At 67.2% G+C, this 17,689-nt stretch carries 22 protein-coding genes; 11 read left to right on the top strand and 11 right to left on the bottom strand.

The window, feature by feature from the left end:
* Positions 1–2: 2 nt before the first annotated feature.
* A complete protein-coding gene (locus tag ACIGEP_RS06210; RefSeq protein WP_396660727.1) occupies positions 3–866 on the bottom strand; it encodes a PAC2 family protein in 864 nt (287 codons plus the stop codon).
* A gap of 78 nt (positions 867–944) precedes the next feature.
* Here ACIGEP_RS06210 and ACIGEP_RS06205 point away from each other — a divergent pair, with 78 nt between their 5' ends.
* From ACIGEP_RS06205 to ACIGEP_RS06170, 8 genes are all read left to right on the top strand, one after another.
* On the top strand, positions 945–1,625 hold the full coding sequence (locus tag ACIGEP_RS06205; RefSeq protein ID WP_396660726.1) for an HAD family hydrolase: 681 nt from the start codon (positions 945–947) through the stop codon (positions 1,623–1,625).
* Entirely contained in the window at positions 1,622–2,635 is a 1,014-nt protein-coding gene (locus tag ACIGEP_RS06200; RefSeq protein ID WP_396660725.1) for a tRNA (adenine-N1)-methyltransferase, read from the top strand. The genes ACIGEP_RS06205 and ACIGEP_RS06200 overlap by 4 nt, the downstream gene beginning before the upstream one ends.
* A gap of 4 nt (positions 2,636–2,639) precedes the next feature.
* Positions 2,640–3,605 (top strand): FKBP-type peptidyl-prolyl cis-trans isomerase, encoded by a 966-nt coding sequence (locus ACIGEP_RS06195; RefSeq protein ID WP_396660724.1) that lies wholly within the window; start codon positions 2,640–2,642, stop codon positions 3,603–3,605.
* Between the two features lie 44 nt (positions 3,606–3,649).
* On the top strand, positions 3,650–4,648 hold the full coding sequence (locus ACIGEP_RS06190) for a helix-turn-helix transcriptional regulator (protein WP_396660723.1): 999 nt from the start codon (positions 3,650–3,652) through the stop codon (positions 4,646–4,648).
* Entirely contained in the window at positions 4,645–5,604 is a 960-nt protein-coding gene (locus ACIGEP_RS06185) for a helix-turn-helix transcriptional regulator (RefSeq protein ID WP_396660722.1), read from the top strand. The genes ACIGEP_RS06190 and ACIGEP_RS06185 overlap by 4 nt, the downstream gene beginning before the upstream one ends.
* A gap of 57 nt (positions 5,605–5,661) precedes the next feature.
* Positions 5,662–5,916, top strand: coding sequence for a Sec-independent protein translocase subunit TatA (tatA, locus tag ACIGEP_RS06180; protein ID WP_251580585.1), 255 nt, complete (start codon positions 5,662–5,664; stop codon positions 5,914–5,916).
* A gap of 61 nt (positions 5,917–5,977) precedes the next feature.
* Positions 5,978–6,733 (top strand): twin-arginine translocase subunit TatC, encoded by a 756-nt coding sequence (tatC, locus tag ACIGEP_RS06175; RefSeq protein WP_396661023.1) that lies wholly within the window; start codon positions 5,978–5,980, stop codon positions 6,731–6,733.
* A complete protein-coding gene (locus ACIGEP_RS06170; RefSeq protein WP_396660721.1) occupies positions 6,730–9,189 on the top strand; it encodes a DEAD/DEAH box helicase in 2,460 nt (819 codons plus the stop codon). Before tatC ends, ACIGEP_RS06170 begins: the two co-directional genes overlap by 4 nt.
* A 187-nt stretch (positions 9,190–9,376) precedes the next feature.
* Here ACIGEP_RS06170 and ACIGEP_RS06165 read toward each other — a convergent pair whose 3' ends face one another.
* Complete coding sequence (locus ACIGEP_RS06165; protein ID WP_396660720.1) at positions 9,377–9,775, bottom strand: hypothetical protein; 399 nt, start codon at positions 9,773–9,775, stop codon at positions 9,377–9,379.
* A gap of 106 nt (positions 9,776–9,881) precedes the next feature.
* On the opposite strand from ACIGEP_RS06165, the gene ACIGEP_RS06160 reads away from it, so the two are divergent.
* On the top strand, positions 9,882–10,094 hold the full coding sequence (locus ACIGEP_RS06160; protein ID WP_396660719.1) for a hypothetical protein: 213 nt from the start codon (positions 9,882–9,884) through the stop codon (positions 10,092–10,094).
* Positions 10,095–10,298: 204 nt separating this feature from the next.
* Here ACIGEP_RS06160 and ACIGEP_RS06155 read toward each other — a convergent pair whose 3' ends face one another.
* The 3 genes from ACIGEP_RS06155 to ACIGEP_RS06145 all read right to left on the bottom strand — a co-directional run bounded on the left by ACIGEP_RS06155 (position 10,299) and on the right by ACIGEP_RS06145 (position 12,274).
* Complete coding sequence (locus ACIGEP_RS06155) at positions 10,299–11,135, bottom strand: hypothetical protein (protein WP_396660718.1); 837 nt, start codon at positions 11,133–11,135, stop codon at positions 10,299–10,301.
* A 73-nt stretch (positions 11,136–11,208) separates the two neighbouring features.
* Positions 11,209–11,358: a hypothetical protein gene (locus tag ACIGEP_RS06150; protein WP_396660717.1), complete on the bottom strand. Its 150-nt coding sequence runs from the start codon at positions 11,356–11,358 to the stop codon at positions 11,209–11,211.
* Between the two features lie 355 nt (positions 11,359–11,713).
* Positions 11,714–12,274 (bottom strand): recombinase family protein, encoded by a 561-nt coding sequence (locus ACIGEP_RS06145; RefSeq protein ID WP_396660716.1) that lies wholly within the window; start codon positions 12,272–12,274, stop codon positions 11,714–11,716.
* 265 nt (positions 12,275–12,539) lie between these two features.
* Between ACIGEP_RS06145 and ACIGEP_RS06140 the strand changes: the two genes are divergently transcribed.
* Positions 12,540–13,466, top strand: coding sequence for a hypothetical protein (locus ACIGEP_RS06140; protein WP_396660715.1), 927 nt, complete (start codon positions 12,540–12,542; stop codon positions 13,464–13,466).
* A 15-nt stretch (positions 13,467–13,481) separates the two neighbouring features.
* Here ACIGEP_RS06140 and ACIGEP_RS06135 read toward each other — a convergent pair whose 3' ends face one another.
* The 6 genes from ACIGEP_RS06135 to ACIGEP_RS06110 all read right to left on the bottom strand — a co-directional run bounded on the left by ACIGEP_RS06135 (position 13,482) and on the right by ACIGEP_RS06110 (position 16,598).
* Positions 13,482–13,682 carry a hypothetical protein gene (locus ACIGEP_RS06135; RefSeq protein ID WP_396660714.1) on the bottom strand — a complete coding sequence of 67 codons (201 nt, stop codon included), beginning with the start codon at positions 13,680–13,682 and terminating at the stop codon, positions 13,482–13,484.
* A gap of 308 nt (positions 13,683–13,990) precedes the next feature.
* On the bottom strand, positions 13,991–14,347 hold the full coding sequence (locus ACIGEP_RS06130; RefSeq protein WP_396660713.1) for a hypothetical protein: 357 nt from the start codon (positions 14,345–14,347) through the stop codon (positions 13,991–13,993).
* Positions 14,344–14,571 (bottom strand): WhiB family transcriptional regulator, encoded by a 228-nt coding sequence (locus ACIGEP_RS06125; RefSeq protein ID WP_396661022.1) that lies wholly within the window; start codon positions 14,569–14,571, stop codon positions 14,344–14,346. Before ACIGEP_RS06125 ends, ACIGEP_RS06130 begins: the two co-directional genes overlap by 4 nt.
* Before the next feature lie 77 nt (positions 14,572–14,648).
* Entirely contained in the window at positions 14,649–15,167 is a 519-nt protein-coding gene (locus ACIGEP_RS06120; protein WP_396660712.1) for a hypothetical protein, read from the bottom strand.
* 20 nt (positions 15,168–15,187) lie between these two features.
* The gene (locus tag ACIGEP_RS06115) at positions 15,188–15,763 is read right to left on the bottom strand and encodes a hypothetical protein (RefSeq protein ID WP_396660711.1); all 576 of its coding nucleotides are present in this window, start codon (positions 15,761–15,763) and stop codon (positions 15,188–15,190) included.
* Positions 15,764–16,064: 301 nt separating this feature from the next.
* Positions 16,065–16,598, bottom strand: a complete 534-nt coding sequence (locus ACIGEP_RS06110; protein ID WP_396660710.1) for a hypothetical protein — start codon at positions 16,596–16,598, stop codon at positions 16,065–16,067.
* Between the two features lie 406 nt (positions 16,599–17,004).
* Here ACIGEP_RS06110 and ACIGEP_RS06105 point away from each other — a divergent pair, with 406 nt between their 5' ends.
* Positions 17,005–17,685 carry a hypothetical protein gene (locus ACIGEP_RS06105; RefSeq protein ID WP_396660709.1) on the top strand — a complete coding sequence of 227 codons (681 nt, stop codon included), beginning with the start codon at positions 17,005–17,007 and terminating at the stop codon, positions 17,683–17,685.
* The last annotated feature ends 4 nt before the right edge of the window (positions 17,686–17,689 follow it).

Below are 17,689 nucleotides of genomic sequence, written 5' to 3'. Positions count from 1 at the left end.
GCTCAGCGGCGCGGGTCGTCTTTCGGGCCGCGCGGGCCGTCGCCTCGGCGGCGCAGGTAGCGCTCGAACTCCTGCGCGATGGCGTCGCCGGACGCCTCGGGGGAGTCCCAGGCGTCACGGGTCGTCTCGAGCTGGCGGATGTACTCCGTCATCTCCTCATCGTCGGCCGCCGCGGCGTCGATCGAGGCCTCCCAGGCGAGCGCGTCGGCCGGCAGCGTGCCGCGGGTGATCGTCGCGCCGGTGATCTCCTCGAGCTTGTCCAGGAGCGCGAGCGTCGCCTTCGGAGAGGGGGTGTGTCCGCCCACGTAGTGCGGGATGCTCGCCCACAGTCCCGCGGAGGGGATGCCGGCGGCGTCACCGGCCGCGGCGAGCGCCGACAGGATGCCCACCGGACCCTCGTAGGTGGAGCGTTCGAGCCCGAGCGTGGAGCGCAGCTCCTCGTTCTCGGAACCGGCGAAGACGGAGATCGGCCGGGTGTGCGGGACGTCGCTCATCATCGAGCCGAGCGCGACGATTCCGGTGATGTCCTCACGCAGTGCCGCATCGATGACCTCGGCCGCGAACGCCTGCCAGGCGCGCGCGGGCTCCGTGCCGGTGAGCAGCCACAGGTCGGCGCCGTCCTCGCGCGGTGCGACGGGGCGCCAGAGCGTCGCCTCCGGCCAGACCAGGCGACGGGCGCCGTCGGCATCCATCTGCATCTGCGGCCGCGTGTACTGGTAGTCGAAATACAGTTCGGGGTCGACGCCGAACACCTTCTCGAACGTCCCCGACGAGCGCAGTTGTGCCACCGCGGCCGTCGCGGCTTCTCCGGCGTCGTTCCAGCCGTCGACGGCGATCACGAGCACCCGCTGTCCCAGTCCCTGCACGGACGTCCTCTCTGTCGGTACCCCCACGATACGCCGCCCGCCGCGGGGCGCGGGGAAGGCCTCGCATAGCATTGACCGGTGACTTCCCCCCTTCCCGCCGCGGTCCTCTGGGACATGGACGGCACCCTCGTCGACACCGAGCCGTACTGGATGGCCGCCGAGACCCCGCTCGTGGAGCGCTTCGGCGGCACCTGGACCCACGAGGACGGTCTCGCGATGGTCGGCATGGGTCTCGAGGACGCCGCGCGCGTCCTGCAGGACGCCGGTGTGCGTCTCGATGTCGACGAGATCGTCGCCCACCTGACCGACGAGGTCATGCGCCGACTGCGCGAGGACGGCGTGCCGTTCCGCCCCGGCGCCCGTGAGCTTCTCCGAGCGCTGCGGGAGCACGGTGTTCCCACAGCCCTCGTGACGATGTCGATGAGCCGCATGGCGAAGGTGATCACGGAGCTCATCGACTTCGACGCGTTCGACCTGGTCATCGGCGGGGATGACGTCGCCCACCCGAAGCCGCACCCCGCTCCCTACCTGCAGGCGTGCGCCGCCCTGGGCGTCGCCCCGGCAGACACCGTCGCCTTCGAGGACTCGATCACCGGGACGACGTCGGCCGTCGCGGCCGGAACGGTGACCGTCGGCATCCCGCACATGGTCCCCCTCGACGGCGTCGGCGCACACGAGCTGTGGCCGACCCTCGACGGCCGGACCGTCGCCGACGTCGCCGACGTCTTCGGGCGCGTCCGTCGGGGGGTGGACGCGTGAGCGCCGATCTGCGACCCAGCGGCCCGTTCCGCCTGGGCGACCGTGTGCAGCTGACAGGTCCCAAGGGGCGGATGCACACCGTCACCCTCCGTGAGGGCGGCGAGCTCCACACCCACCACGGCGTGCTGCGCCACGAGGCGATCATCGGTCAGCCCGACGGGTCGGTCGTCGTGAACAGCGGCGGCCACGAGTACCTGGCACTGCGGCCGCTCCTCCGCGACTTCGTCATGTCCATGCCGCGGGGCGCCGCGATCGTCTACCCGAAGGATGCCGCGCAGATCCTCGCCTCCGCCGACATCTTCCCGGGTGCCACCGTCGTCGAAGCGGGTGTGGGGTCGGGTGCGCTGTCGCTGTGGCTCCTGCGCGCGATCGGTCCCTCCGGCCGCCTCCTCTCCTTCGAGCGCCGCGAGGAGTTCTCCGACGTCGCCGAGGCCAACGTCGAGACCTTCCTCGGGCACTACCCCGAGTCGTGGCGCGTCGTCGTCGGCGATCTCGCGGAGGAGTTGCCTCGGGTCGCCGAGCCGGGCACCGTCGACCGTGTCGTCCTCGACATGCTCGCGCCGTGGGAGTGCATCGACGTCGTCGCCGAGGCGCTCACGCCGGGGGGCGTGGTGCTCTGCTACATCGCGACCGCGACCCAGCTCAGCCGCGTCGCCGAGTACATCCGCCACTCCGGGCTGTTCACCGAGTCCGAGGCGACCGAGACGATGGTGCGTGGGTGGCACGTCGAGGGGCTCGCCGTGCGACCGGACCACCGGATGGTCGCGCATACCGGCTTCCTGCTCACGGCCCGGCGCCTCGCCCCGGGCGCGATGCCGCCCGATGTCCGCAAGCGCGCGTTGAAGAAGCCGTCGTATGCGGACGCGGATGTCGAGGCGTGGACCCCTGGCGCGGTCGGCGATCGCGAGATCACCGACAAGAACCTCCGCAAGCGCGTGCGCGACGCGCAGCGTGCCGTGGAGGGGGCCCGTCAGGCTGCCGAAGATCGCTCCAGCGAGACCGTAGACTGATCGAATGCGTCAGATCCCCGCTGCCGTGGCCGTCCTCGGCCTGACCGCCCTGGCCCTCGTCGGGTGCGCCCCCGCCGGTCCCGCCGACAGCGGCTGCGAGCGCGTCACCGCCCCGGCCTCATCGCTCGACCTCGTCAACGTGACGGATGCCGAGCCGGCGCCGACGGCGACCACGACCGACCCGGTGTACGTCAGCCGCACCTCGTTCACGGACCTCGCCACCGGATCGGGCACCCCGATCACCACGAGCACGCAGGACGTGCAGCTCGGCATCACCCTCCTCGATGGAGCGACGGGGCAGCAGGTCCTGTCGGCGCCCACTCGTGTCGTCCAGGTGAGCGTGCTCGAGCAGACCTTCCCGACGATTCTCGACGTCCTCGACTGCGCCCGACCCGGCTCCCGTATCGTCTCGGCGATCCCCGCGAAGGATCTGAATCCCGATCTCGTCAGCCAGATCGGCCTGTCTGAGACGGAGGCCGCGGTCGTCGTCATCGACGTCAACACCGTCTTCCTTCCCGCGGCGAACGGCGTGCCGCAGTACGTCGACGGCAGCAACATCCCCACGGTCGTCCTCGCCCCCGACGGCACCCCGGGCATCATCGTCCCCGACGCGGTCGCGCCGAAGGATCTCATCATCAAGACCCTGAAGAAGGGCGACGGCGAGAAGCTCACGGCCGACTCGACGCCCCGGGTGAACTACACCGGTGTGCTGTGGAACACCGGAGAGGTGTTCGATTCCACGTGGGAGAAGGGGTCGCCGACGACACTGTCGCTGGACGGTGTCGTCCCCGGCTTCCAGAAGGCCCTGGAGGGTCAGACGGTGGGTTCACAGGTGCTCGCGGTCATTCCGCCGGACCAGGCCTACGGAGACAAGGCCTCCGGCGCGGTTCCCGCAGGCTCGACCCTCGTCTTCGTGATCGACATCCTCGGAATCGACACGAGCGACGACGCCACGACCTCGACACAGTGAGCCCGCGCGGGGCCATCGAGCGGTCCCGCACCTAGGATTGCCGTGTGCCCACCGATCCGATCCGCAGCGCGCCCGAGGAGCGGCTCGTCAACCTCGTCGTCGCGTTGCTCGCCACGGAACAGGGGCTGACGAAGGACACGATCCTGTCGTCCGTGTCCGGCTACCGCGAGCAGGGCGCCGCGGGTGCGTCGAAGGACGCACTCGAGAAGATGTTCGAACGCGACAAGGACAGCCTGCGCTCGCTCGGTGTCCCCATCGAGACGATCGGCGACTACGCCGATCCGGACGACCTCCGCGAAGCGCGGTACCGCATCCCGACGGCGGAGTACTCGCTCCCGGTCGACATCGACTTCACGCCGGCTGAGATCGCCGTGTTGAACCTGGCCGGCGGCGTGTGGGGCGAGAGCTCGATGTCGGTCTCAGCGCGCAGCGGCCTCCGCAAGATCCAGGCGCTGGGCATCGACGTCGACGCCCCCATCATCGGATACGCGCCGCGCATCAGCCTGCGGGAGCCGTCGTTCTCCCCACTTCAGCGCGCGATCGAACAGGGGCGGGTCGTCGAGTTCGACTACATCAAGGGCGGGTCGGATGCCGCTCACCGCCGTCGCGTGCAGCCGTGGGCGCTCGTCGAGTACGAAGGCCGGTGGCACGTGTACGGCTTCGACGTGCTGCAGGACGCCGAGCGCACCTTCCTCCTCTCGCGCATCTCGTCGGACGTCGTCGTGACCCGCACCTCCTTCGACCTGTCCCTGCGCGACGGGGCCGGCGACAAGGCGATCGCGGGGCTCGAGGCCGTCGCGACGCGGCAGCGCGCGCTCGTCCAGGTGGAGCCGGGCACCGAGGCGGCGCTGCGGTTGAACCGTCGGTCGGTCTCGGCCGATGCGACCGGATGCCGGGTGCCCTACGTCGACGCGCAGATCTTCGCCGACGAACTCGCGTCCTACGGACCGGAGGTCCGGGTGATCGAGCCGATCGAGCTGGCGGACCTGGTCGTCGCGCGCCTGCGCCGTGCCGCCGCTCTCCACGCGGAGGTCGCCGGATGAGCGCCCAACCGTTGGTGGCCACCGATCGCGCGTCGCTGATCCTTCAGCTCGTTCCCTACCTGATCTCGAAGGGCGAGGTGACGGTCGAGGATGCCGCCCGTGATTTCGACGTCGCACCCGACGAGATGCGGTCGATGGTCGAGAAGCTGACGGTCATCGGGCTCCCGGGCGACGGCGGCTTCTGGCAGATGGCCAACGACCTCTTCGACATCGACTGGGACCTGCTCGACGAGCAGGACACCATCTCGATCACCAATGCCGTGGCGCTCGAGCGCACGCCGCGACTGACCGCCCGTGAGGCTGCCGCCCTGCTTGCGGGCCTGCAGCTCGCCGCGAGCCTGCCCGGCGTGGGTGACAGCGGAGTCATGCAGGGCCTGCTCGCCAAGCTCGCCGCCGGCGCGGCCAGCGCTCCGGCGGAGGTCATCGTGGCGACCCCCGTGGTCGACGACGTCCGCACCACCGTCGCCGAGGCGGTCCAGCGCGGCGTCGCGGTGTCGTTCGCCTACCGCGCCCCGGATGCCCCCGTCACGACGCGCACGGTCGACCCTGTGAAGGTCCACATCGCCGACGGGCAGTGGTACCTGCAGGGGTGGTGCCATCTGCGGCAGGCTGTGCGCACCTTCCACCTCGACCGGGTCTCCGACGTCGTGCTCACCGACATCCCGAGCACACACGGCGCCGACGCGCTGCCAGGCCTGTTCGAGCCATCCGACACCGATGTGATCGTCGAACTGCGCTGCCGCAAGGACGTCGTCCCCCTGCTCGGGGAGTTCGCCGCCCGCGCCGCGGTCCGTGGCAAAGGGGATCACCGGACGGTCAGTCTGCGCGTGGGCGACGAGCGCAGCCTGAAGCGGCTCGCCGCCCGGCTCGGCGGGGACGTCGAGATCCTGTCGCCGGCCACCGCACGCGAGGCCGCCCGAACCTGGGCGGAGGCGGGGCTCGCCCAGTACTCCTGAGGGCCCCCTGCGTCACCCGCGGTTAGACTGGAACGACTTCAACCCCGAGGAGCTTTCATGGGCGGTCTGCAGGGCTGGCATCTCATCGTCGTCCTGGCGGTGATCCTTCTTCTGTTCGGTGCGGCGAAATTGCCGGCGCTGGCGAAGAGCGTCGGTCAGTCGGCGCGTGTTTTCAAGGGCGAGATGAAGGCGATGAAGGAGGAGGACGGGCCGGCCGAGACGCCGACCCACCAGCCTCCGCAGGCTCCTTCCTCCGTCACCGGGCTGACGCCGCCACCGGCGCAGGGCCCATCGCAGGGCCCGACGCCCTGATTCGGTGACCACGACCGAACGGGACGCCGCCCGAGACGACGCCCCCTACCGGGACAGGCGGATGTCGCTCGGCGACCACCTGCGCGAGTTCCGCAAGCGACTGCTGATCGCCGCCGCGGCGCTCGTGGTCGGAATGATCGTCTCGTTCATCCTGACCGACGGCATCATCTGGGCGATGACGGAGCCGATCCGCGTCGTCGCGGAGCGGCGAGGCGACGAGAGCGCCGTGACGCTCATGTTCGCGACGGTGACGTCCGCGTTCGACCTCCGCATCCGCATCTCCTTCGCCGTCGGCCTGCTGATCTCCGCGCCGGTGTGGTTGTGGCAGATCTGGGCCTTCCTGATGCCGGGTCTGACGCGCAAAGAGGTTCGCTACACCATCGGGTTCGTCGCCGCCGCGGTTCCGCTCTTCTTCGCGGGAACCTTCACGGGTTGGCTGATCCTCCCTCACCTCGTCGAACTGATGGCGGGCTTCACCCCCATCGGCGCCTCCAACTTCTACGACGCGAAGTACTACTACGACTTCGTCTTCAAGCTCCTGCTCGTCGTCGGTGTGGCCTACGTGACGCCGGTCTTCCTCGTCGCACTGAACCTCGCCGGTGTGATGACCGGCCGCGAGATCATCAAGGGCTGGCGCGTCGCGATCGTCATCGCGACGGTGTTCGCCGGGGCCGCCACACCCGCAGCCGACGTCGTCAGCATGCTCATCCTCGCCAGCATCCTGACGGTCTTGTTCTTCGCCGCGGCGGGCCTGTCGATGCTCTTCGATCGCCGAAAGCGCAAGCGCGACGAAGCGCTCCTCGGTCCGGCCGCATGACGGACCCCTCGACGCGGTACGCCCGCGCGCAGGCGGAGCGCCGGCATCCGATCTCCGCGTCCTTCGCCGCCCTGCAGCGGTTCGAGCTCGACCCGTTCCAGATCGAGGGTTGCCACGCTCTCAAAGAGGGGCGGAGCGTGCTGGTCGCCGCTCCCACCGGGGCGGGCAAGACGATCGTCGGAGAGTTCGCGATCCACCTCGCGATGCGCGAGCCGGGCGACAAAGCCTTCTACACGACACCGATGAAGGCGCTGTCGAACCAGAAGTTCCGCGAGCTGCAGGAGGTCTACGGCGAGGGCGAGGTGGGCCTGCTCACCGGCGACACCAACATCAACGGGAACGCGCGCGTGGTCGTCATGACCACCGAGGTGCTCCGGAACATGCTGTACGCCGACTCGCCGGCGCTCCGTAGCCTGCGCTACGTGGTCATGGACGAGGTGCACTACCTCGCCGACCGGTTCCGTGGACCGGTCTGGGAGGAGGTGATCCTCCACCTTCCGCCGGCGGTGCGACTCGTCTCTCTCTCGGCGACCGTGTCGAACGCCGAGGAGTTCGGCGACTGGCTCGACACCGTCCGCGGGGACACGGCGGTCATCGTCTCCGAGACCCGCCCCGTTCCGCTCGAGCAGCACGTGCTGGTCCGCGGTGACCTGCTGCCGCTGTTCGACGACCGAGCAGGAGTGGCCACGGCTCAGGTGAACCAGGAGCTGACCCGCATCCGCTCGCCCAAGGGCGCGACGTACGAGAACAACCGCCGGGCGATGGAGTACCGCTCCCGCGGCGATCAGGAGAGGCGTCGCCCGCACCGCGGCGGCAAGCGGCCGGTGCGCCCGTCGACGGCGATGCGCATCGAGCGGATGGACCGCCCGCAGGTCGTCGAGCTCCTCGGCCGGTCGAACCTGCTCCCGGCGATCTTCTTCATCTTCAGCCGGGTCGGCTGCGACGCCGCGGTGCAGCAGGTACGGCGCGCCGGTGTGCGCCTGACCGACACCGCCGAGCGGGACGAGATCCGCAGGATCATCGACGAGCGGATGCGTCCGCTGCAGGACGAGGACCTCGGGGTGCTCGGCTATTGGGAGTGGCGCGACAACCTCGAGCGCGGGATCGCGTCGCACCACGCGGGTCTGCTTCCCGCCTTCAAGGAGGTCGTCGAGGAACTCTTCCAGCGCAAGCTCGTGAAGGTCGTCTTCGCCACCGAGACCCTCGCACTCGGCATCAACATGCCCGCGCGGACGGTCGTGCTGGAAAAGCTCGAGAAGTTCAACGGCGAGGCACGGGTCGCGATCACCTCGGGCGAGTACACCCAGCTGACCGGGCGCGCCGGGCGGCGCGGCATCGACGTCGAGGGGCACGCCGTCGTCCAGTGGACCGAATCCCTCGATCCTCAGGCCGTCGCGGCGCTCGCGTCGCGACGGACGTATCCGCTCAACTCGAGCTTCCGCCCCACCTACAACATGGCGGTCAACCTCATCGACCAGTTCGGACGGCCGCGCGCCCGGGAGATCCTCGAGTCCTCCTTCGCGCAGTTCCAGGCCGACCGGGCCGTCGTGGGCCTCGCGCGGCAGGTGAAGGAGGCGGAGGCATCCCTCGCCGGGTACGAGAAGTCGATGACGTGCGACCTCGGCGACTTCGCCGAGTACTCGGGCATCCGGCGCGACCTCAGCGACGCCGAGAAGCTGAACCGGGCGGACCGGACGGCGCCCGCCCGCATCCGTCAGCAACGGCAGACCGAGATCCAGTCGTTGCGGCGTCGCATGCAGCGGCATCCCTGTCATTCGTGCCCGGATCGTGAGAACCACGCGCGGTGGGCGGAGCGGTACTGGAAGCTGCGGCGCCGGACCGATCGCACGCGACGCGACATCGAGACCCGCACCGGAACCGTCGCGCGGATCTTCGACCGCATCATCGATGTGCTCGCCGAGCTCGACTACGTCGCGCTGGACGACGGTGCCGCGTCTCTGACGGCGGCCGGTCGCACGATGCGCCGCATCTACGGCGAGCGCGACCTGCTGGTGGCGGAGTCGCTGCGCCGTGGACTGTGGCGCGACCTCGACCCGGCCGGTCTTGCGGCCCTCGCATGCTGCCTCGTGTACGAACCGCGCCGCGACGAGGCGGGGGAGTACCGGCTGCCCCGCGGTCCGTTCCGCGAGGCGCTCACGAAGACGCAGGATCTCTGGAGCCGGCTCGACGACCTCGAGCAGGATCATCACCTGCCCGGTACCGAGGCGATCGCGACGGGTCTGGCGCAGGCCATGAACTCGTGGGCGCGCGGCGCGTCGCTGGACGTCGTCCTCACCGAGGCCGACATGGCGGCGGGCGACTTCGTCCGGTGGGCGAAGCAGACGATCGACTTGCTCGACCAGCTGTCGATCGTGGCGGATGCCGGCGTCGCGACCACCGCACGGAAGGCGCTGGATGCCGTGCGGCGCGGGATCGTGGCCTACAGCTCGGTGTGACGCGGGGCGTCTCGTGGAGGGGATGACGGGAATCGAACCCGCGTAATCAGTTTGGAAGACTGATGACAACCCGCTTCAGACTGATGGTCTTCCGCTTGTTTCCGGAAATAGAGCCTTGCTCGTGTCCGATGTTAGCGCCGTTTCGGGGCCGATATACGGCCAGCAATCGGACACGAATCGGCCACGCTCAGCTGAGATGTCTCGGTGCGTCGGGAGGCTGGCGAGTGAACTCGAAGCGCGTTGCGCCGGTCTCAGTATCAGTTACGAGCCTCAGATCCTCGACGCGAAAAGCCTCGATGTATGGGTTCGTCCCACCCATAACCTGCTGACCCCAGCCGTGCTTCTCGGCCCTCCCGTAGACGTCCTTCTTCAAATAGTCGATTCGATCCTCGACGTAGGTAACCGTCAGCGCCTGCACGAGCGCGTCGACAGCGGCCATGATTCTCTCGATGGGGGTTCTGCTGGGGAAGATGGCGAGCGGCTCTCCGGGCTCAGCGACTCCATACCGGCTATCTCTGAACGGTCCCCGTGGGTCGTCGTAGACGATGACCCAGGCCTTGCGTTTCGGTCCTCGCTTCTCAGGCATGATCCGAACGATACGGCCTCAAGACGGAGATGGCGCGGCGGTATAGGTAACGAGAGCACGGGCGATCACGACGATGAGCGTCCGTGGAACGGCCTACCGTGACCGCATGGACCCACGGCCCGGAGCGTCCCTCGGCATCGTCAATATGACCCAGGAGCTGACCTACCTCCGCGCGGGCGCTGAGCCGACGTGGGAGCGAGTGTGGCGGTCTGGAAAGGACGTGACGGACAGTCCCGAGATGTGGTCGCCGTACGAGCGCGAGCGGCGGCTGAGTTTCGAGCATCGAGTCCGCACCTACCGGGCCGATGGGCTCCTCTGACACACTGCAGGGATGGACCCCCTCGACACTCCGAACTGCCCCGAGTGCCTTCATCGGATGGAGCCGGTTCAAGGCCCGCGAGGTTCCTACTGGAAGTGCCCGGAGCGCGGCTCGGTGCGCCTGTAGCGAGGTCTGACAGACGAGCCGGTCGCCCAGGTCGCGTCGGCCCTTACTGCGGGAGGCTGCCATGAACGACAGCGGTCGTCAGGTCCGGAAGAGGCGTCGCAGAAGATTCCGGATGTCGTGCGAGCGCTCGGTCGCCGGATCGGGCTCTTCGGGGTGTGGTGTCGGTGCCCGCTTGGTGTCGGGGTCGGGCCATAGAGGTGGACGTACGCCGCGTTCGTTGAGCCTCGCGGCATAGTGCGCTCGCTGGTCCGCCGCGTGCAGACCAGCTGTTCGCACGTACCCACGCATGTCGAAATCTCGCATCCACGGACCGAACTCGTCCACCTGGGTTCTGAAGCCCAAGCGCGATCCTCGCGCCCGGATGGTCGGGTCCGTATTCGCTCGTTTCGCGCGCACCTTCTCTATGCGCCGCAGTCGGCGGTCGCGTCGATTGTGCGCGCGCAGGCGACGACGAAGGAGGATATCTCGCGGGCTGCGCCCTAGAAAGTCGAGCCCGGCGCTGATCGTGACCACATAGGTCACGCAGGCGTACAGCCCCGGCAAGAGCAGGACCCAGTCTCCCGGGCCCCAGATCTCGGGCTGACCGGGGCGATTGATCGGCGGATAGAGAATGAGGCCGAACAATGTCGCGGCCATTGCCGCAACAACGGACCATTTCCAGAAAAGGGTCCATCCTGTGAACGCTCGCCGGTACTCGCGCAGGCGCATCGCTTGTCGCTCTATGGAGGCCTGCCACGCCCGCCTCTCTGACCCGTCGGGCAACCCCGCGAGAATCGCTATGTCGGACTTCAGCCGACGCGCCCAACGTGTGGGAGCGTCGTAGAGTCGCGCCAACGCAAGCAGCCCCGCCGTGACGAGGGCAGGCGTTAGAAGCCACTCGATGGCGGGGAGCGCCCAGCTCTCGTCCCAGCTCACAGACGCGCCTTCCCCTTAGGTGCCGCGGGCGAGTGCCATGCGAAGACACGACACTCGCCCGCGACGGGCTTGCTCAGCGGAGGCGAGCGCACTCCACGCAGAGCGGCTTGTTGCCGGTACCACTGCGCAGGTTCTCCCGCTCGATGTTGTTGCCGGTGTTACAGCTGGTGTTGTTGTGGTGGACGCTCGCCTTGATGGAGTGCCACGGGCTCGTGATGCTCATTTCGATCTCTTTCCCGGAGTAGCTCTTCGTGGCTTTCGCGACATGAGCGCACCTACGCTGTTCGCGTCCGGTATAGAGTCTGAGAACCGCTCTCTGGAAAGTGTGGTGATGACCCCGGACCGGCAGCCCCCCGGGGCTGTCCCGGGGTCGTTCTACGTTCCGTGTCGATCAGAGTAGGTCCCAACCTATGAGCCGTCTAGGGGTCAGCTCGGAGCGAACTACACCGGTGTGATTCACACTCCTCGGCTTACTCAAGATCGCCGCAAGAGCACCTCAACGGACGCTCAAAATGCGTTAACTATCAGGGTTCTTTCTGCCGCTGGCAGATGCGAAACCGTGATCTAAGGCGGCAAACTCACAGGGTCGCGATGACGCGGTACAGCGTCGCCTGGGAGACCTTCGCCATGTCGGCGATCTCAGCGCGAGTATGTTCCCCTGACGCGAGAAGCTTCTTGATGGTCGCGAGCTTCTTCGCGTCCACGACAGACGGTCGCCCGCCGACCTTCCCCTTCGCCTTCGCAGCATCGAGACCCGCGCGGGTGCGCTCGGCAATCGTGTCCCTTTCGAGCTGTGCGAACGCTGCCATGATCGTCAGCATCGCCTGCCCCATCGGGCCGCTCGTGTCGATCTTCTCGGTGAGGCTGTGGAAGCTCGCTCCCCTGTCAGTGATCGTCTTGACTGCCTCCAGCACGTTCATCGTGTTGCGCCCCATGCGGTCGAGCTTCCAGACGACGACCTCATCGCCTTCTTCGAGCCGGTCGATGAGCTTGTCCCATTCGGGTCGCGAGGCAAGGGTGCCGGACACGCCCTCGTCGGCGTACACACGCTTGATCCCGTCCACCTTGGCGATCGCCTCGCGCTGAAGGTCGGCATTCTGATCCTTCGTGCTGGTGCGGATGTAAGCAAACTTGGTCATGCATGAAGACTCGCATAACCCACCTGTCAAAACAAGAGGCTATGCGAGATAGTTTTGAGAGGTTCGACCGAACTAGATCGTTGCTCGACCGGCCCTCTCATCCGCCCATCGTTTTTGCGACCGCGGTTTCGGAGCCCACGTCGCAACCCTCGTGATTCTGCGGGCTCGAACTCCGAAAGCGCGGAGGGTGCTTTTCATCGGGTGCATCCAGTGTTCGTGAGCCTCCATTCGCGATGCCCTAGCCTGACCGCAGGGGGTGCGGGACATGACTGACGGTGAGCACACGGGGGACACCGCGCCATGCGCAGATGGCCACGTCAGCGATGGGGTCGGTTCGACATCGAGGCGGAACCCTCACGCTGATGAGATCGCGGCCCTGGACGCGCAGATCGACCGGCACCCAGCGGCGAAGATCCGACACCGGATGCGCGATCTCGGTCGCGTGGAGAGGGTGTTTCATCGATATTCGCTAATGCTCAGTCAGCTACTGCATGAGCTGGAGACGTCTGAGGAGGCCGCAGTTGAGCTGATGCGGAACGTCGGGAACATGTCCGGTCGAGAGCGAATCATCGTGTCACTTGACCAAGCTCTGCTGTCCTACGTGGCTAGCCTCGTGGCCGTGATCGATCAAGCACGATCGCTTGTCGCGGAGCGATCAGAGGCTCTTCGAGATCGTTACGCCGCGAGGACTGAGCAGATCATGTCTGATCTGCCGCAGGCGTCCTTCCTACGGAAGCTCCGAAACTACATCCTCCACAGAGTCGCCGCCCCGTGGGCCTTCGACGGCAGGTTCGATGCAAGAGGTGCGGCCGATACCAGGATCTCGCTTCGGACAGCGGAGCTGCTGGAAAGTGAGCGCGGCTGGAGTTCTCAGGCGAAGGCCTATCTCCTCAGTAGTGGCGAGAAGATTCAGCTGTCACCCCTTATCGAGCCCTACCGCGTGGCGATGGTGACTCACATCGACCTCACTTTGCAGGAGGTGCACGCGGAGATCGAGCCGTCCCTCGAAGAGGTTCGCCGGCTGGCGCTCAAACGGCACCGCTTGGCCAGCTATGGCGTCACAGACGGCGAGGGCTGGGACGACCTGATCGCCCACATCAAGGAGAACACGCACCGCGAGCGACGCGGCGAGCCCGCCCTCAACTACGAAACGGGCTTGCCGTTCGCGGAGAAGCCGCGCGACGACGGGTGACTGATAGAGGGTGCTCTAGCGGGCGGCGCGGAGGTGGATCGCGCAGGAGATCATCAAGCAAATCATCCCGACCAGCGTGAAGTACATTCCCGGGTTTTCGGGGCTGAGGATGATCAGCACGATGGACGCGAATGCCACGAGGACGGCTGTGATGAGGAGGCCGATCCAGAACGCTCGGGACGGCTTCCGGCGGGCGGAGTCCGGTTCGGGATTCATGGCCCGATCATGGCAGTCGCGCGGAGAGGGCGATACCCCCGACGCCGCTGCGTCGAGCACCAACCCGAGCAGCCGGGGGTATCTGTCGGACCCAAAGGGCTACGCTCACTGCGCGTCCGATTAGGTGCCGCGCGGAGGAGAGCCCGACGCCCCCGCGCGGCCGTCTGTGGGGGTTCCCGGTGCCCCTGGCTTCCACTACCAGGAGCACCGGGCGGTGTCAGCGGGAAGGGTCGCACCCCGAAGATGCGAACCGCTGACGGGGGCCGTGATCGGATGGAAGGCACTCCGTACCCGATCGCGGCGGTCTTTCACGGCGGCGGGCGGACGTCCGGTCGGCCGAAGACATCGTCGCCCAGCGCCGACGCGGCGGTCTGTGGCATGTTCGTGATCTCGCCCGCGGCGGTCAGCGCGTGGAGGGTGTCGCCGTCGAGCACGAGCAGCACTCGACCATGCCCGTCCTCCGGGATGCCGATCCGAGTGCCCTCGGGCAGGTTGAAGCGGCGTGCGCCGAGGGTTAGCGCGACCGCGGTCCCCGCGAGCGTCGTCTCGCCGTACTCGGGCCGGAAAACGCCGCCAGGTGACGCCGTGCGGGCTGCTGGACGCGGCGCGGGCAGGTCGTGCAGACCCATGATGCTCGGCTCGTCCGGTCGGTAGTGTCCGGTCACGATGCCTCCTTCCGGGGCCGATAGTCCGCGCGCTGTACGACGCCGCGTCGGCGACCAGCCCAGACGCCTGATGCCGTGTATGGCGAGAGTGTGTCGGCGTACGCGGCGCATGCTTGGCGGACCGGGCACTGCGCGCAGATTCGGGCGAGCTGTGCGACGGCTGCCGCCGACAAGAAGTCGGCGGTGAACCGGGGGTCGCCTGCGCAGGCTGGACGTGCCGCCATCAGCTCGGCTTGGAGCTTGTCCCAGCTCGCGCGTGCATGCGCAGAGATCTCGAAGCTGGGGAACTTCGCCGATTGAGTCATCGCGCCCCCGTGGCTCGCTGACGAGCGAACTCGGCTTCCTGAGCCGCGGCGGCACGCTCTGACGGAGTCCCGTTGCGGTACTGGAGCGTGCCGTCGAGCGGGATGTCCGGGCCGAAGACTTTTTGAACCTCGCGCAGGCGTCGGTCGCGCTCGTCCGGGTCCGTCTCGGCCCAGGCGGCGGCGCGGGCCTTCGCTCGTTCGTCGCGCCAGGTCGCGTCGCCGACAACCCAGCGCTTCAGATCTGCGGGCGCGGGTCCCGGGCGGCTGACGATCTCGCCGAAACGAGCGACCTGAGCCTCGTCGTCGCCGAGGAGGGCGAGCCAGTCAGCGAGTTTCCCGAAACGATCTCTCTGGGCCGCGATCAAATCGGCGGTCATCGTGATCGTGGCGCTGCGGTCGAGCAACATGCTCGAACCGGTGAATCCCGGCTTCACCTTGACGTTCAGCGGCACGAGCACGTGCACCTGCTCACCGGGGCGAACGTACGGGTTTTCAGTTTCGGTCGAGTCGGTCATGATCGGGGCTCCTCGGATGGTCAGGCGGGTCGGTCACTGGTGGTGGTCAAGGCGGCTGCTTGCCGCTCAGCGAAGTCTCGGACAGTCCGGGCCAGCGCCAGATGACCGGCCTCTTCCAAGCCCTCGGCGACAACGACGCCAAGATCCGGAAACGACCGTGTCTGGGCTTCGACGGCGGCGGCGAGCGCGTCCAGGTCGTTGTAGTCGCGTGCGACGTCGGCCTCGCCCAGCCCCATACCGACGCGCAGTCGTTCGATGGCAGTCACGAGCGCCCGGTCAGCACCGAGTGCGGTTTTCGAGTCGCCTGCCTCGTCTGCGTCGGCCCGGATCTCCGCGAGGTGATCAGCGACGTCAACGAGTCGCGTTAGCAAATCACCTGCGCGGGCTGGCGCGGCACCCAGGAAGACCGCCGCTTGCGCTCGGAGTGCAACGTGCCGCTCCCAGTGTCGCCGAATCGAATCGCGGCCAACGCCGTGCTCGCGTCCCAGGGCGCGGGCACTCCGCACCCCCTCAGCGATGTCCAGCTCGATCGACGCACGGTCGGGGTGCGTGCAGATCCGGCACCGCGGATCGCTGAGCGCCTGGTCGATTGACATGCCTCCAGGATCCCACGGAATCGACGATTTGTCGCGCTTCGGCAAAGATAAAAGCCCTGATCGTAGCGCATAACGTGTGTTTGGGGATGGCGCGTCGTAGCCGTCACGCAAGAGGGAAGACGGCTACGTTATGCGCATTCGTAGCGCGTTGCGTGTGCCTCGTGGGGGGCTACGTCACGAGGCACGGCCACGCCATTTGCCCCCTGTGCTCTGCCACCGCCGACCTACACATGCCGCCTCGATCTCACTCCAGTTGGCGGCGGCGTCTGGTTCGGGACCGCGGCCAAATGAGGCAGCCCGTCTAGATGATGACCCCTTCGAGCAGGTCAAGCGTGCTGAGTCGTTCCGCTTGGTCGGCGGCGATGATCCGATCGAGGTCGGTCCGCCAATCCAACTTCGGTTCCGGAATCAGGGCGGCGGCCTCGTCAAAGCCGTCCCGGCGACGGCGGATCGTGCTCTTGGAGACGTGGAGGACTTTGGCGGCTGCTGCATGCGAGAGCTCACGCACGGCGAGAAGATCGGCGTCGGTGATCGTGATCCCTCGGCTTCCTCCCCTGCGTGCGCGAACGTACACGTCCGCATTTGGGTTGTACTCGGTGAGCGCCCACTTTGTGGCTTCGTCCACGACCTGGGTCAGCTTGTCAAACGGGAGGTCGCGCATGGCCTTGCGAGCGAGGTCCCAGAGCCAGGCGCTCAGTTCTTCGACGGAAGGTAGAGCGACGCCGCGCTTCCAGTAGTCCTGGTGAATATGCCGGAGCGCGTTGCGCCCAAGCCAGGTGCGAACCACCAGATAGTGGTTGCGATTCCTCACGGGCGGGTACGGGAAGCTCTTCATGACGGTCCTATCGGGTCCGCTCGCGCTTCTCCCGATCTCCGCCGAGATCGTTCACCCGTCCCGTCCAGGACAACCCACGATGTGGGCTCAGCTCTTGATCATCAATGTAGTCCTGCCGAGACAGGTGTCAAGAACGAAAATCCCTGGGATCTGGCATTTACGTTATGTGCAACGCCGGTTTCTCACATGAGCCGGGGGCTCATAGTTTTGAACACCCCTAGTTGTGAGCACCCGCGCGCTCCTAGTTGTGAGCACCGTCGAAAGCTCTAGTTGTGAGCATCCTCCCGGTGCTTCTTTCGGGGGACCGGTCCGTAAACTGAAAGAGTCCCGTCCAAGGATGAAGGCCCCGGTGGTGCAGTGCGCCCTGGGGCCTTTTGTCACGTGTGTTACGCGCTACTCTGCGGCTATGTCGCGCAAGATCACAATCGGCATCGTCTACGGAGACTTCAGCGGGAAGATGCACCGGATCCGGCTGAAGGGCCGAGCCGGGGACGACGCTATCCGAGAGCTGGAACGCGCAGTCTTCAAGCTGACTGGGCGGGATGTGACCGACATCGGTCGCGAAGAAGGCGAGTCGATATTCGTGCTCAGCCCAGTTCGAGGTGACAAAGACGCACTCGGATGGGACTACCTTCACCTTCCCGCCCGGGTTTCATTCAAAGAGTTGCGCGAGATCGTCGGCCCTCGTGACTTCGAGGTGCGCGCGGACGAGTCCGGTTTCGGTGGCGATGGGCTGTTCGACGGGTTCTTCCTTTGGTCACTCTCGGACGTCATCGACTTTGGGCGGGATGCCCTGGAGGCATACGGTGCCGTGGATGTGATGCGCCGCCTCGGCAGAGCGATGAGGCGGCGCGCACTGCGCGAACGGCGTCGCGATGCCGACCTGTGGTTACACGAAGGTGGCGCGGTCCCCGAGAGGCTCCGCGACGCGGTCGAGAGCCAAGGGTCTTGGTCGGACAAGCACATCAAGAGGTACTTCGAGATGGATAGGAGTGAGGGCAAGAAGCTCATGAAAGCCTGCGGCTACAGGTGGAGTCGCGAGCACCGCGCCTACTTCCGCCCAGATGATGTCAACGCGGTCAACTGACGCG

It is taken from the genome of Microbacterium sp. NPDC077663, assembly GCF_044542795.1.
GTDB lineage: Bacteria > Actinomycetota > Actinomycetes > Actinomycetales > Microbacteriaceae > Microbacterium.
Note: the sequence above shows the minus strand (reverse complement) of the source record. Positions and strands in the feature narration are given on the sequence as shown.